Origin of the sequence: Nitrosomonas sp. HPC101, from assembly GCF_009833125.1 — a bacterium.
GTDB lineage: Bacteria > Pseudomonadota > Gammaproteobacteria > Burkholderiales > Nitrosomonadaceae > Nitrosomonas.
Window position 1 is genome coordinate 62,978 of sequence record NZ_QRCC01000002.1, and the last position, 15,615, is coordinate 78,592.

The 15,615-nt window shown below is 50.3% G+C and carries 14 protein-coding genes; 5 read left to right on the forward strand and 9 right to left on the reverse strand.

Features of this window, described 5'->3' with window-relative positions:
- Positions 1–26: 26 nt before the first annotated feature.
- Positions 27–1,226 (forward strand): hypothetical protein, encoded by a 1,200-nt coding sequence (locus ABO04_RS02120; protein WP_160808981.1) that lies wholly within the window; start codon positions 27–29, stop codon positions 1,224–1,226.
- A gap of 585 nt (positions 1,227–1,811) precedes the next feature.
- A complete protein-coding gene (mgtE, locus tag ABO04_RS02125) occupies positions 1,812–3,254 on the forward strand; it encodes a magnesium transporter (protein WP_160808982.1) in 1,443 nt (480 codons plus the stop codon).
- A 9-nt stretch (positions 3,255–3,263) separates the two neighbouring features.
- Here mgtE and ABO04_RS02130 read toward each other — a convergent pair whose 3' ends face one another.
- The 9 genes from ABO04_RS02130 to ABO04_RS02170 form a co-directional block, all read right to left on the reverse strand.
- The gene (locus ABO04_RS02130; protein WP_160808983.1) at positions 3,264–4,376 is read right to left on the reverse strand and encodes a nucleotidyltransferase family protein; all 1,113 of its coding nucleotides are present in this window, start codon (positions 4,374–4,376) and stop codon (positions 3,264–3,266) included.
- Positions 4,369–5,277 carry an HprK-related kinase A gene (locus ABO04_RS02135; protein WP_160808984.1) on the reverse strand — a complete coding sequence of 303 codons (909 nt, stop codon included), beginning with the start codon at positions 5,275–5,277 and terminating at the stop codon, positions 4,369–4,371. The genes ABO04_RS02130 and ABO04_RS02135 overlap by 8 nt, the downstream gene beginning before the upstream one ends.
- The gene (locus ABO04_RS02140) at positions 5,274–5,561 is read right to left on the reverse strand and encodes an HPr-rel-A system PqqD family peptide chaperone (protein WP_160808985.1); all 288 of its coding nucleotides are present in this window, start codon (positions 5,559–5,561) and stop codon (positions 5,274–5,276) included. The genes ABO04_RS02135 and ABO04_RS02140 overlap by 4 nt, the downstream gene beginning before the upstream one ends.
- Positions 5,562–5,587: 26 nt before the next feature.
- Positions 5,588–6,019 carry a hypothetical protein gene (locus ABO04_RS02145; RefSeq protein WP_160808986.1) on the reverse strand — a complete coding sequence of 144 codons (432 nt, stop codon included), beginning with the start codon at positions 6,017–6,019 and terminating at the stop codon, positions 5,588–5,590.
- Between the two features lie 245 nt (positions 6,020–6,264).
- The gene (locus tag ABO04_RS02150) at positions 6,265–9,474 is read right to left on the reverse strand and encodes a CusA/CzcA family heavy metal efflux RND transporter (protein WP_160808987.1); all 3,210 of its coding nucleotides are present in this window, start codon (positions 9,472–9,474) and stop codon (positions 6,265–6,267) included.
- Between the two features lie 107 nt (positions 9,475–9,581).
- Positions 9,582–11,078: an efflux RND transporter periplasmic adaptor subunit gene (locus ABO04_RS02155; protein WP_160808988.1), complete on the reverse strand. Its 1,497-nt coding sequence runs from the start codon at positions 11,076–11,078 to the stop codon at positions 9,582–9,584.
- Complete coding sequence (locus ABO04_RS02160) at positions 11,075–12,349, reverse strand: TolC family protein (RefSeq protein WP_345852747.1); 1,275 nt, start codon at positions 12,347–12,349, stop codon at positions 11,075–11,077. Before ABO04_RS02160 ends, ABO04_RS02155 begins: the two co-directional genes overlap by 4 nt.
- A 249-nt stretch (positions 12,350–12,598) precedes the next feature.
- The gene (locus ABO04_RS02165) at positions 12,599–12,970 is read right to left on the reverse strand and encodes a hypothetical protein (protein ID WP_160808990.1); all 372 of its coding nucleotides are present in this window, start codon (positions 12,968–12,970) and stop codon (positions 12,599–12,601) included.
- A 162-nt stretch (positions 12,971–13,132) separates the two neighbouring features.
- Positions 13,133–13,729: a Maf family nucleotide pyrophosphatase gene (locus tag ABO04_RS02170; RefSeq protein ID WP_240141375.1), complete on the reverse strand. Its 597-nt coding sequence runs from the start codon at positions 13,727–13,729 to the stop codon at positions 13,133–13,135.
- 68 nt (positions 13,730–13,797) lie between these two features.
- On the opposite strand from ABO04_RS02170, the gene ABO04_RS02175 reads away from it, so the two are divergent.
- From ABO04_RS02175 to plsX, 3 genes are read left to right on the forward strand one after another with little or no spacing between them, the layout of a single operon-like run.
- Positions 13,798–14,301: a YceD family protein gene (locus ABO04_RS02175; protein WP_160808991.1), complete on the forward strand. Its 504-nt coding sequence runs from the start codon at positions 13,798–13,800 to the stop codon at positions 14,299–14,301.
- Positions 14,302–14,323: 22 nt separating this feature from the next.
- A complete protein-coding gene (rpmF, locus tag ABO04_RS02180; protein WP_160808992.1) occupies positions 14,324–14,506 on the forward strand; it encodes a 50S ribosomal protein L32 in 183 nt (60 codons plus the stop codon).
- 50 nt (positions 14,507–14,556) lie between these two features.
- Positions 14,557–15,603: a phosphate acyltransferase PlsX gene (plsX, locus tag ABO04_RS02185; RefSeq protein ID WP_160808993.1), complete on the forward strand. Its 1,047-nt coding sequence runs from the start codon at positions 14,557–14,559 to the stop codon at positions 15,601–15,603.
- Positions 15,604–15,615: the final 12 nt, after the last annotated feature.

A 15,615-nucleotide genomic window follows, 5' to 3' on the forward strand; every position in this document is an offset into this window, starting at 1 on the left:
GAACGAGCATACATCTCCCAGTTAATATGAAAAATACACATCAACATCTACTCTGGCCGTTGTTTCCATGTCTGCTGTTCGCACTTCAGGGGTGTCTGTCACCGATTACACTACAACACGCGGTCAGTACCTATGACGAGGCCACTACCAACGCGATTTCCAGACAGTTGCTGATGAACATCGCACGTGCTCACCACCATCAGCCAGTACACTTCACCGGGGTCTCAAATGTGGCAGCCACCTTTGACTTTCGTTTCAGTGCCGGCGTTACACCTGCACTGGGTGGGTTATCCGGAAACACATTAATGCCACTCTTCGGCGGCAGTGTAGCGGAAAATCCAACCATCAGCATCGTCCCGATCGAGGGCGAAGAATTCACCCAGCGCTTGCTGACTCCTTTTCAACAGAGCAAGTTCATGCTTCTCCTGCGCCAGCGTTTTGATATTGATTTGTTACTGAGACTGATGGCCCAGGAGGTGCGCATTCATGATCATCTGTCACAAACAATCTATCGTAATGATCCATCCGATATAAAAGGTTACGAGATGTTCCGCAAAGCGGTACTGCATCTGTCAGCCATTCAGGATCAAAACCAGCTCCAGGCCGAGCCGTTAAATCTGGAATACAACTGGACCCTGCCTGTCGCATCCGTCTCTGCCGAAGGATTCCATACGCTGGAACAAAAATTTTCTGTACATCATGACCCAGAGAAAGCGCTGTTTATGCTTCACCAGAAAAAGCAAGGGCCAATCCTCATTACCAACTATGATCCCGGCACGTTATCCGAAGAAGAACGCGAACAACTGAATGAAATGGCAATGGAGTGGGATCCGAATGATGTGGCATTCGATATTCGTTCTGGTGGAACAGGGGGAAAATGGCCTATGAGAGGCATCTTCCGGCTGCGAAGTTTTCATGCAATTATCAGTGCGCTTGGGCGTTCTCTGGGTGATGCGCCGGAACACCATGTGGCAAAAGATCCGCGCACCCCGCCCATTCTTCGTAATGAAAACCCCGATGCCACAATGGCGCTCCTGGTAACAGACACTCCACCACCAGATGCTGATCTGTCAATTCGCTCATATGGGAAATACTACTCGGTAAATAACCAGAAACCACACACCCGCTGGAACCGTGACGCTTTCCAGATGCTATATCTGCTGCTGCAGATGACGGTAACTGACTTACCGCGCACAGGTACGCCTGGCATCACCATCGCCAAATGATTCGGGCCGGGAGAACCATTCACTCTCTGCGAGACTGTTCGCCACATCCGCGACCTATTGAAGCAAAACACAACAAACTATGCTGTCTGTCGCGTAACAACTCCATAAAAGTTCCATGATAAAATGAATAACAGTTAAGAAGCCTCTGATTAAATCCCGCATAGCTGCACACTATGTTTTACGGATGGAATACAAAACAAATGAGGCTGTGAATGGCTGGCTCCCTTCACAACAAACTCAGCGCTCCAGTTCATCTGCAAACCCAGACAGTACCAGTTTTTTCCATCTTCTTCACACCTTGCAAATTGTGTGATTCGCACTGCAACAATTACAGTATCCATGAGAAAATCCGGCAGTCACGCCGCTGGCAGCTTGGCGGCAGCCAGAATAATAGAGACAGAAACAGCAATTATTTATCTTTATTGCTGGTAGTATTCCGATCATCCTGAAAACTCACGGAGTTATTTTTCCTCTGCCTGTTTTCCGGCTGATATTCCCGATATCAGACAATCATGCAGCGGATGCGCGTACTTCACTGATTCTTACAATCGCTTCCCGCCAACAAACACGTTTACTGATTCAGCCATGACTACAGAACATCACGAAAATCAGGATGAACATCTGGAAAATAAACTGCAGAAAATCACCTATCTGCTGCAAAGATACAAGCTGGTAGAAGGTTTTGTTCGTCTGCAGGATACTCCAGAGCCAGTGCTGATCGAATCGATCATCCAAAAACAGAATCTCTCCAACCTGCAAAGCGCGCTGGACAAATTGCATCCAGCGGATATCGCCCGTATTCTGGAAATGCTTCCGCTGGAAGATCGCCTGATCATCTGGGGACTGGTCAAGGCTGAACATGACGGGGAAGTGCTGCTTGAAGTCTCCGATGCCGTCCGGCAAACGCTGATCGAAGACATGGACAGCGAGGAACTGGTCGCTGCGGCAGAACTGCTGGATGCAGACGAAATTGCCGATCTGGCGCCAGATTTACCCAGTGATGTCATGGAGGACGTTTTCCGGGCGTTGCCCATGGAAGAACGTGAGCAGCTGCGCGCCGCCATGTCCTACTCCGAGGATGCAGTCGGTGCCCTGATGGACTTTGATGTCATTACCGTACGGAGCGATGTACGGATCGAGGTCGTTCTGCGCTATTTACGCCGACTTGGTGAACTGCCAGATCATACCGATCAGCTGTTTGTGGTGAACCGCGACGAACACTTACAAGGAACGCTACTGTTGAACCAATTATTGGTAAGTGACCCGAACACTACTGTAACAGAGGTTATGACGCGCAAAACAGTCAAATTTCTTCCGGATGACAAAGCTGAGCAGGCGACCCAGGCGTTTGAACGTTACGACCTGGTAACCGCAGCCGTTGTCTCCCCGGAAGGAAAACTGCTGGGCCGGGTGACAGTCAATGCAGTCATCGATTTTATGCGCGAAAAGGCGGATATAGAAGCGCGTAATCAGGCGGGATTGAGCGAAGAAGAAGATTTATTCGCACCCGTCTGGAAAAGTGTCCGCAACCGCTGGGCCTGGCTGGCAATTAATCTGGTTACGGCATTCATTGCCTCCCGTGTCATCGGACTTTTTGAGAATTCGATTGAGAAACTGGTGGCACTAGCCGCCCTGATGCCCATCGTTGCCGGTGTGGGGGGCAATTCCGGTAACCAGACCATTACCATGATCGTGCGTGCTCTCGCACTGGGGCAGGTCAGCCAAGACAGCACACTCAAACTGATCACCAAGGAAATCGGCGTCAGCATCGTCAATGGCATCGTGTGGGGAGGGGTAGTCGGATTATTTACCTATGCCATCTATCAAAATGTGCAACTGGGTCTGGTCATGTCGCTTGCCATGCTGCTGAATCTGCTGCTGGCTGCACTGGTCGGCGTACTCATCCCACTGACACGCAAAAAACTCGGACGTGACCCGGCTCTTGGCTCCAGCGTCCTGATCACCGCCGTAACCGACAGTGGAGGCTTCTTCATTTTTTTAGGCCTGGCAACTCTGTTTCTGCTGTAGCCTGCCCAATCACCTGACCTGCCCTGAATGAGCGACTTTTTCCGGGAATATCGACCGGTAAAATTTATAGGCAAGATGCGGCAGCAACCGGTACAACGGCATACGCAGCCAGTGACTGCGCCAGTACAGCCACATGCGCGCGCAGGCCGCCATTTTGGAAGGCTGATCGGGGTGCAGCGGCAGCAAAGCCAGCGGTACACAGAAATGCATAATCTGCCGCACTAACCACCCAGGCTGCTGATTCAGCTGTTGTTCCAGTCCGTCCGAAACAGTTGACAACAACAGCAAACGACTGAAATACAAGCCGTAAAACAATGGCCTCCCCAACCCAAGCTGATTGGCACGCTCCATTAATTTTTGCTGAAAAACTGGTTCCTGGTTGCTGAAAAACAACACCATTTCATGAAAATCCAGCAAATGACGCAGATCATCCGCCAGCTCATTGTTCTGAAACAAATTGATTGCACAATGCAGCACCATATCTTCCGGGCTGAGCATATATAATCCTTCTTCCACCCGAACTGCTGCCTCTCGGAATGGTGCCGGATCCAGTTTCAATTTGCCCAACGGGGATGTCAGCGTGTGGTGCACATCCACCTCCACACCACGTTCAGGATGAATCAGCGCCGGAATTTCATGGCTCCATTCCCGGTAATAACGTTCGTCATAATCAGACAGTGCATGGTGCTTCCAACCCTTGTCCAACAGACTGAATTCAATCTGTTCCAGATCTTCTTTCGTCACCAGCAAATCCAGATCTGCAAACAGGCGCCCCGGAGCATTTGGCAGTGCCTGCAACAGATAGGCCATGCCTTTGAGCACGATAACAGGCACCTTATGCTCATTCAGTGCCCAACGTACCCGATTCAACTCCCAGCTGACCGACTGCTGCTGTTTTCTTGCCTGAATCAAACTGGAACGCAACAGATTGGCAGCACGTACCGGAATGCTGTCCAGCAACCCTTTCCTTTCCAGTACAACAGCAAGATATCCGAGCAATCTCGCGCGCCTGGCCACGCGCAACAGCAATTCCCACTGCTGACTGCTGTAACGGGTTAGCACTTCAGGTTGAACAAGCGCATCCAACAACAACTGGTGATGGTGCATTCCGGAATCAGCCATCAGTCAACGCATCCAGTGCTTTCAACGCATTGTCGAAATCGGAATAAACCAGTTTGCGACACTCACAGTTGCGAACCAGACTGGTTACCGCACCAAACGCGGTTTCTCCGAGTACCTCATAGTTGAATGCATTACTGGCAAGTAACAAAAAAGCCTCGGATTGCGGTAAAGATTCCAGGCTTAAATTTGCGCCAGCTGACCATTTCGGAAAAACAATCCAGCGGGCTTTTGCAGATTCATCCGAGCGCTCAATGCTTTCCTGCGATGGTCGCATATGTGCAACCGTACCTTTGAGGGTGCCCGGTATTTCCGGCCCCAGCACGGCTTCCGGAAAATAATCACGAATCACCTGGATAGACTGATTCTTAAGTGGCATCAGCCGAGGTAATGGAAAAAATTCACTCGACTGCGGATCCATTAACCCGAACTCATCCGAGAATAACCGATAGCCCCGATGAATCAACGCTGTGCACAAGGTTGTTTTGCCACTGCCAGGCCAGGCCGGCAACAGCAATACGTGGCCATTGCGCTCTACCGCTGCAGAATGGAACAGCAGCAGATGATTGATACGCATGGCAATCGCCAGATTGATGCCCCATTCCAATGTTGCCAGTGCCTGCTCGGCAGGGACAGGCGGAAACGGAGAGCGGCCATCCACCTCAAACTGAATCAGCCGGGTCAATGGCCGTCTGATCGAACGCATTGAAGTGACCCGGACGTGAAATTCGACAATCTCGGCTTCATTCACTAGTGCGTAATGCGCATACATCTGATGAAGCTGATCAATCAGGCGGGGAAATCGGGTTTGGATCGACAGATTAAAGGGCCCGGTTTTGACACGCAGACCTGATGTAGTAAGTAATGTGCGGAACGTTTCCTGCGACAGCTGCCCGACATTCACGTGTTTTCTGTCACGCTTGAAACCAGACCCAGCGCTTCATAGCGCTGCAATGTTTTCATGATTTGTCCGGAAAATTTTGCATCAGGCAACAATGTAAAATATTCCGACAATTCCTGACACAGTGTTCCCAGCGTGGCAGGAGATTGATCCAAAATCAAAAGAATTTTCAACCCCATCTCATTTAAAAAATGGGTTTTCCCGGATTCCGGTTGAAACACGGTATATTCGCCGTCCCAGTTTTCTATTTTTAGCGACGATAAATCAACATTCGACAACCAGTACATGATGCCTGGTAAAAATATGTTTTTTCTTAAATTTCTGTCCAGCCAGTTCTGCTACCAATAGAATTAAATGCACCCGAAGAAATAAAAATTCCTCCTTGATTCTCACATGCCTGCATGATTTCATCCGGAGTGCGCTCAACACCCCCTTCTTTCTGCCTGGGAATACGTGTATATGACGGAGTCTCTCCCAAATCATAGGCTCCCCCCTCTAGCTGACCTTCATGAGATGCGCAAAATACATCACTGTCAGTACCAGCCACATCTTCGTGGACAGATATTTCTGCTCCCGCCAGATTACTCGATCGCGCCATCGCCGCACCACTGTGCAACGTCATAATAACCGGAATGGCAGCCGTACTTTTCAGCAGTCGTCTGCGTGACGATTGAGGAATATTGCGTGCGGTTGAATTGCCGACCACATTCTGATCAGGCTGTTTCTGTTTTTTGTTTTCTGACATGTTGAGTACCTCTCAGGCAAAACTTCTGAAAAATTGGAGCATCACTATAGTAGCAGAAGACGGAAAAGCATCTTCAGATCACTCACTTTATATTAAAATAAGCACATTCCATACCTGATACAACACAACCAATTTATTTCATATAAAACAACAAGATAAATCCAGCTTGTCGCCAAATGAAATCCTATGCGTTCGCACATGTAAAACAATCCGACACTTTCAGCATCCGCACGGAAGCACTTATTTTAATGTAACACCCCCTCCCCCGGAATATCTTCCTCCTGCTGCCTTCCCACATCAAGCCGACTGTACAACAGATGATACAGCACCGGCAGCACCAGCAGAGTCAGAATGGTCGAGGAAATGACACCACCGATTACAACTGTGGCAAGCGGACGCTGCACTTCCGCTCCCAGACCAGTTGCCAGCGCCATGGGAATAAATCCGACTGCATCGGTGAGCGCAGTCATCAATACCGGTCTGAGTCGTGTCAGCGCCCCGGTTTGCACAGCATCTGTCAGCGCATATCCCTTCTGACGCAATTCCCGGATGAAAGTCAGCATAACCAGGCCGTTCATGACCGCGATTCCCGATAGCGCAATGAATCCAATTCCGGCTGAAATCGACAATGGAATGTCTCGCAACCATAAAGCCAGCACTCCTCCCGTCAACGCAAAGGGCACCCCGGTAAACACCAGCGCACCATCTCTAAAATTGCCAAATACGGTATACAGCATCACAAAAATCAGTGTCAGTGCAACCGGTATCACAATCTGCAGACGATTCGCTGCCGAAACCATCTGCTCGAACTGCCCCCCCCATATCAGCCAGTAACCCGGAGGCATTTGTATTTTCTCATCTACCAGTGTCTGCACCTCCTCGACGAAAGAACCCAGATCACGCCCGCGCACATTGGCAGATACTACCACTCTGCGTTTGCCGTTTTCACGACTGATCTGGTTCGGTCCTTGCGTGAGATTAAAACCGGCCACTTCCCCCAATGTCACAAAAGCAGTTGAACCCGCTAATGGCAGCTGTCCAGCCAGCAATCCTCCTTGTGAGCCAAGCTGTACCGGTAGACCAAGAGGCAAATAACGCAATGCTTCCATATCGGAACGTAACGATTCAGGCAGCCGCACCTGCAATTCAAAGCGACGATCTCCCTCGAAAATCAATCCGGCATTTTTACCGCCCACGGCAATGGTCACCGCATCCTGCACATCGGCCACATTCAATCCATACCGCGAAATGCTGCTGCGATCAGTCTGAATCGACAACACCGGCAAACCGGTTACCTGTTCGACTTTCACATCCGCCGCGCCTGGCACGGTGGCAACCAGCGCCTCGACACGTTTGCCCACGGCAAACAACTTATCCAGATCATCACCGAATATTTTGATGGCTAAATCTGCTCTCACACCCGAGATCAACTCATTGAAACGCATTTGCACCGGCTGGGTAAATTCGTAATTATTGCCTGGCACCTGTAATACCGCTTTTTCCATGGCCGCAATCAGTTCATCCTTGGTCCGATACCGGCCAGACCATTCCGATTGCGGCTTTAATATGATAAAAGTATCGGCCACGCTGGGAGGCATGGGATCGGTAGCGACTTCAGCTGTTCCCATTTTGCTGAACACCCGCTCTACTTCCGGAAATAACTGAATCACCTTTTCCAGTTCTTCCTGCATAGCAATGGCAGTGGAAAGGCTGGTACCAGGAATACGGATCGCATGCAGTGCAATATCACCCTCATTCAGGCTGGGTATAAACTCGCTGCCCAGGCGAGTAGCAAGCAACACCGACAAAACCATGATGACAGCGGTCACCGTGATGGTCAGACCCTGATTGCGCATCACCACCACGAGTATCGGCTGATAGAAACGCTTACACCGCACAACGATCCAGCTTTCTCTTTCTGTTACTTTGCCCGTCAGAAACAGAGCAATCGCTGCCGGCACAAAGGTCACCGACAGGATCAGCGCACCGAGCAACGCCACCACCACGGTAAACGCCATGGGATGAAACATTTTACCTTCCACACCCGACAGCGCAAAAATCGGCAGGTAAACGATCATGACGATCACCTGTCCGTAAATCAGTGCCCGCCGCACCTGTTGTGTAGCTGAAAACACCAGCTTCAGACGCTCTTCCCGACTCAATGCCCGCCCCAGCCTCGCCTGTTCCTGTGCCAGACAACGAATGCTGTTCTCGATGATGACAATGACACCATCGACGATAATGCCAAAATCCAGCGCCCCCAGGCTCATCAGATTGGCACTGACCTGATTGGCCACCATGCCGCTGAATGTAAACAACATCGACAGCGGGATAACGAGTGCAGCAATGATCGCCGCACGGATATTACCGAGAAACAGGAACAAGACTACGATAACGAGAGCAGCCCCCTCGATCAGATTAGTCGCTACGGTATGAATCGCACCGTCAATCAGCGTGGTCCGGTCATACACCGGGACAGCAGTCACACCCACCGGTAAGGTCCGGTTAACTTCCATCAACCTGTTGGAAACCGCATGCGCCACAGTGCGGCTGTTTTCCCCGATTAACATATGAGCTGTTCCCAACACCACTTCCTCGCCATTGCGAGTAGCTGCACCGGTGCGCAGCTCCTTGCCAATCAGAATGTCGGCCACATCCTTGATACGCAACGGCGTACCTTGCCTGCTGCCCAGTGTAATCTCGCCAATTTCATCAATATTGGTAACCTGGCCCGGCAGACGTACCAGATACTGTTCGCCCTGTTTCTCAATGTAACCTGCTCCCAGGTTGAGATTGTTACGCTCAAGCGCCGCCACGATTTCCTGCAGCGTCAGCCCATAGGCAACCAGTTTTTCCGGGTAAGGCGTAACATGATATTGCTTGACAAACCCGCCGATGGTGTTGATTTCGGTGACACCTTCCACCATACGCAACTGTGGGCGAATGATCCAATCCTGGATTTCACGCAGATCAGTTGGCGTGTAGGCTGTTCCATCAGGTTTACGTGCATCCGGGGCGTTTTCGACCGTCCACATGAAGATCTCGCCCAATCCGGTAGAAATCGGTCCCATCGTCGGCTCGATACTGGCGGGCAATTGCCCCTTTGCTTCCTGAATACGCTGGCCTACTAATTGGCGGGCAAAATAAATATCCGTTCCTTCCCGGAATACCACCGTTACCTGAGACAGGCCATACCGGGACAAGGAGCGCGTGTAATCCAACCCGGGCAATCCCGCCATGATGGTTTCAATCGGAAAAGTAATACGCAGCTCAGCCTCCATCGGCGAATAACCTGGCGCAACCGAATTAATCTGTACCTGCACATTGGTGATATCCGGCACGGCATCGATTGGCAACTTCTGATAGTTATAAAAACCCAGTACGGCCATAGCCAGAACTGCCAGCAGCACCAATCCACGATGCCGAATGACACTCTGAAGAATTCGCTCAAACATGACAGCACCCCCTGACCGGTTTACAGCAGCTACCCACAGGATAAAAGGACACCAGGTCTGCAGAATCGGGAATCAGAGAGTATTGCAACGAAACAGCCGACATGCTCTCAATGATCATGCGTTGCTCCTGCCTTGCCCAGCTCCGATTTAATAACGAAACTGTTGCGCGTGGCATAGCTTTCGCCTGCAAGCAGCCCCTCGACCACTTCAGCCATCCGGTTATCGCTGCGCCCCAGCTTAAGCGGACGCATTTCGAAATACTCTCCGTAACGCCCAAACACAACCGACTGGCCATCCAGTGTCTGTATCGCTTCCAGCGACACTGCCACTGGAACCTCGACTGCTTCAACCTGCAAATCAGCCTTAACGAACATGCCGGGACGCCATTGTTCATCCTGATTGTCGAGCTGCACCCGGGCAAGCGCAGTGCGCGTCTGCTCGTCGAGCAGCGTCGTCACATAAGTCACTTTCCCTTCCCGCGTCAGATCATAGGCATTCGCTCGGATAACCGCCCGCTGCCCCACGTGAACCTGATGCAGGTTACCGGGAAACACTCTGACAGCCGCCCAGACTGTAGAAATATCCGCAACAATGTATGCGGTTTTATCTTCCTTGACGGCTTCTCCCCTGACAATCGCTTCATCAATAACAATTCCGGAAATAGGAGAACGGATTTCATAGCGCGCCAGATTCTTTCCAGATAGCGCAGATTCCGGCTGCACACCCAGCGCCCGCAAGCGTTCAGCTGCCAGCTGGATTGCAATGCCGGCTTCTTCCCGTTGTTGTTGTGCCGTAAGATAGTCCTGTTTGGCAGTGATCTTTTCCTGCCACAGTTGTTCTTCACGATCAAAAATCGTTTGTGCCAGTGTTTGCCGCCTGCGGGCAAGCAGGTATTGACTACGCAGCTCAGCCAGCATGGCACTCTCCATAACCGCCAGCACTTCCCCTTTTTTTACTCTTTCTCCGTGGTGACGTTCAATCGACAACACCATGCCAGGCAAGCGCGGCACAACATGCACGATATGGTGCTCATTGAAAATGATTTCACCCGGCAAGGTAACCTCCGAACGGATAACGGCTGGGCCAGCGGTAGCCAGTTCGATACCATTGCTTCGCATTGTTGCATCGGACATTTCCACTCGTGCTTCAACCTGGCTGTAATTCCAGCGGTAGGTTTTTCTCTGATATTCAGCCACGATAACCAGCTCGAAAGAATGTGGCTCTCCCACTTCCTGGTCACTGATCAGGTAATCCCCCTCCGGTCGAAAATGAAACAGCTGCACCGGTCTGCCAAGACGTGACAATGTCACCGTTACATCTACCTCCGCTGGTGGCAAGCGTTGTTCCTGTCGGTACAAATAGAGTCTGAATTGTGGAAACACACCTTTTTCATAAATGGTCAATTCCAGACCCAGATCATCCTTTATGAATAATTTCCCTCCCCTGGATCCGACTGCCGGTTCTAATTCAGCGCCTTTCTCCGCAGAAGAAAGCTGCTCCGCGGCATCCGGCAACCCGGATTGATCCCGGGTCAGCAACCATGTTCCCAGTAGAATCCCGATCAGAACCACCGCAACGATGGGTAACCGCCCAGATATGCTCATTGAATATGCTCCTTCCCCTGATTATCGAGTCTTGTGGAATTCACAGCAGAATCAGCCAGCGGCGCGGCAATCAGCTGCTCGATCGTGTTGACCAGCCGCTGATAGTTAGCCAGCGCCCGCACATAAAGAATTCGGTTCTGAAAAAAGGCACGCTGGGTATCCAGCATTTCCAGAAAACTGAATTTTCCCAGCTGATACCCCCGATTGGTAATTTCGAAGGCATTCTGCGCACCCGGCAACACCTCATCATGCAATACCCTGATCTCGTTCCGGGCAGCCAGCAAGCTTTCATAATTACGTGTAAATTCAGTCCTAAGTTGCAATTCAACTGACATGCGTTCATCCATTGCCTTACTGAGGCGATGGCGGGCTTCCAGCTCATTTCCCTGATTACGGTTAAAAACCGGGATGGGAATCGACATATTCAGCACGGCAGTGGTGTCATCCGTTCCCAGATAACGCCGAACTCCCGCACCAATTGTTATGTCTGGAATTTTTCTGGCTTTTTCCAGCTCGACCATTGCCTCACGTTGTGCAATATTCTTGAGGCTTTGCAGCACAAGCGGATTGGTTTCAAGACGCTTCACCAGCTGATCAAACGCCGGGATCTCGACAAACGACTCCAGCTCTCCCAGTACCTGATTGAACCGGGGCTCGGATTCCCCCCAAAGCAGAGCAAGTTTCGTTCTGGTGGCAATCAGATTGCGTCGGGCCTGTTCCAGCTCGATATTGGCAGTGGATAACGCAACTTGCGAACGAATTGCCTCCATGGGCGGCGCTTTTCCTGCTTCAACCCGCTTGACTACCGATTCCATCGCGGCCTGGACCAAATGCAGCGTATCTTCCAGCACATTTACCTGTGCCTGGTTTTCCAGCACATCGACAAAGGCACTGGCTGTACGCGCAATAATTTCCAGCCGCTTGGCGGTATAAGCCTGACTGGCCAGTTCCTGGCCCAGCGCCGCCACATTTATCCGGGCAGATCGTTTGCCACCGAGCTCGATCAGTTGACTGATACGGAAAGTTGTAAGCTTCTGAATGGTGTTATTGGAAGAATTGATATCCTCCGCTTCGATACTGAACTCAGGATTGCTGAACAAACCAGCCTGCAATTTTGCACCCTCGCGCGCTTTCGTTTCTCTGGAAAAAGCAGCGAGTTCAGGGTTATTCTGCAAAACCAGCTGCAAAACCTGCTGCAAGACAAGATCACCCTTTTCGCTGACATATCTGACCTGCTGTCCCTCCCCGCTCTGCACTGCACTTACTGCCACCGGAATGATTCCTGTCAGCACACATGCCAGAAAACAAATAATTTTCCCCAAACAAAACAGCCTTGATTTTCTTTTGATTGCCTGATATTCCATCATGATGATTAGTCACAAAATCATGTTATGAAAATCGCTGACGCCACACAGCAAACACCAGTTTGCCAGCAGCCAGCTACCCGTCTTCTTTGGAATGCCAAAAGGCCGTATAAAATGATTATCCGGCCCGGCTGCTGTTCAGCCGAGTCAGAAAAATCAGGAAAATGGTCGAGGAGGGTGGTAGAGACGATCGGGTATTGTTTCCGGGAAAGTGCTGTCAACGATTTCCAGCACCGCCTCTCCAATATCGACAACGTTTATCTGCAATAAGGGGGGAGGGTAAAAGGCCTGAAGCTGACTGGCAGCATGCAGACATAAATGCGTAGCGGCATCCAGATCGACACTGCCATCAAGCGCGTGGTGCAGCTCAAGATGTACATCTGGATTTATCAGAAACAGCTTCCTGTGATGATGATGCGCCAGTTCGTGCGTAAACATCTTGCCGTTGAAAGACCATCCGAACGTGTTTGCCAGCATGCTGACAAGGAATGCCAGAACGATCAGCCTGACAGTGGAAGGTTTATTCATTATTGCCAACGGAGAGTTTACTCATCTGAAAAACAACGGCGGATATTTGTGATCTATGTTGAATCGCCGCCAATGTAACACGAAAATATCGCTTTCCGCCATTTCATGACTGAGCGGAAAATCAGAAAAATGGGCGCAGTATTCGAGCAACAGCTGGCAGCACTAAAACAGCTCTACCTCCTCCTCCATCAACATTTCCACCAGCGCTATCAAAGGCAATCCAATCAGCGCATTAGGATCCTCCCCGGTAATGCGTTCGATCAGAGCAATCCCCAGTCCTTCCGCTTTTGCGCTACCCGCACAATGGTAAGGCTGCTCCTTCGTGAGGTAACGCTCAATCTGATCATCATTCAGCTCGCGATACTTCACCGAACAAGAAACAATACGCGTTTGCAGACGAGTAGTACGACTGTTAAGCAAACATAGCGCTGTATGAAAAATAACCTCTCTGCCGCGCATCAAGCGCAACTGCCGAACAGCATTTTCATGGCTCAATGGCTTGCCCAGTTGAATTTTATCCAAAGCAGCAACCTGATCCGCTGTGATAATGAGCGCATCAGGGAACGATTTTGCCAATGCGTACGCCTTTTCTTTTGCCAGGCGCAGCGCTGTTGCATCCGGTGCCTCTTCAGGCAAGGCGAGCTCATCAATGGCCGGATCTGCGGTTTCAAAGGGAATTTGTAAATGCTGAAGCAGTTCACGCCGGTAAATCGAGCTAGAACCTAACACAAGCAGGGGGTAAATAGTGCGATTTTTCAAAATATTATAGTAGTATACTGATTCGTAGTTTTGACACTTTTCCATAAAAAATATAACATGCGCGCCTTATGTCCGACCAACTTGTTATAGATACATTGGATTTTGTCTGCAATCGCGGGTCCCTTCAGGGAAATATCCCCCTGGTTGGCCTTGAGCGGCTACGCAGTTACCTGGCCGATACAGCAGGAGAGTTGACCTACCTGATCAGCGGACAGCTGGATAGGCACAGCAGACCAATGCTGAAAATATCAGTCAACGGAAACGTTAATTTAAGTTGCCAGCGCTGTCTGAAAAAAATGGAATACGGACTTGATTTGGAGACAGAATTGCTTCTGGCCAGAAATGAAGATGAACTGTCCCGTTATGATGAAGATATTTTCGTGGATGCAATTTATGCTTCGAGCGAACTGAGTATTCAGCTCCTGATAGAAGATGAAGTCATCCTTGGCTTGCCGATATCTCCTCGCCACCAAAATGTGCAATGCCATGTATCAACCAAAGCTGAAATACATACAACCGCTACAAAAGAGCATCCTTTTACTGTACTGGCATCGCTGAAACGAACGCACTGAATTGAATTTTTGGAGTTAAATTATGGCTGTACAACAAAATAAGAAATCCCCCTCCAAACGTGGGATGCATCGTTCTCATGATGCGCTAACCAATCCGCCACTCGCAATTGAGCCAACCACCGGAGAAACACATTTACGGCATCACATCAGCCCGAACGGTTTCTATCGTGGAAAAAAAATAATTAAAACCAAGAACGACGATTAATGACTCCTGCTGGTTTTTCAGTATATCTGCTGTCAATCCTTTCCTGACACGTGAGTATAACGGTAGCAATTGATTGCATGGGTGGCGATCACGGCCCGCATGTCACGGTTCCATCGGCTGTCGAGTATCTGCGCCATGACCGTGACACCAGCATTATCCTGGTTGGCCAGCTAGAAATTCTCGCGCAGGAACTGGATGCACTCAAGGTATTGCCTCACTCGCGACTCAAACTGCATCCGGCAAGCGAGATCGTCGGCATGGACGAACATCCGGCTATCGCTCTGCGAAACAAAAAAGATTCTTCCATGCGCGTAGCGCTTAATCTGGTTAAAAATGGCGAAGCACAGGCATGTATCAGTGCCGGCAACACCGGCGCGTTACTGGCAACTTCACGCTTCGTACTCAAAACCATTCCGGGAATAGACCGGCCTGCACTCGCAGTTGTTCTGCCTACCATTTCAGGGCATACCTATGTACTGGATCTGGGAGCAAATGTAAACTGCACCGCTGAACATCTGTTCCAGTTCGGCGTAATGGGCGCAACACTGGTTTCATCCATCGAGAACAAACCCAATCCGAGTATCGGGCTATTAAATATCGGCGAAGAAGATATCAAGGGAAATGATGTCGTCAAACAGGCGGCAAGATTATTTCGCAGCAGCGGCCTGAATTTTTATGGCAACATTGAAGGAGATGACATTTATCGTGGGACAACCAACGTCGTAGTATGCGACGGCTTTGTCGGCAATGTCGCACTCAAGACTTCGGAGGGATTGGCTCAAATGCTGGCCAGTTATCTGCGAGAGGAATTCAGACGCTCTTTATTCAGAAAACTGGCAGGATTGGTCGCCCTGCCGGTGATCAACGCCTTCAGACGACGCGTCGATCACCGGCAATACAATGGTGCAAGCCTGCTGGGATTGCGGGGTACCGTCATCAAAAGTCACGGGGCAGCTGACAGTTTTGCGTTCCGTTGTGCCATCAAGCGTGCTGTGGACGAAATACGAGGGGGCACATTACGTCGTATTGTCGAACATATTGAAACACTGCGATATAACATCGAGCAAAACACCACACAACCGGCATCAGCAGAGTGAGCAACTGAACAT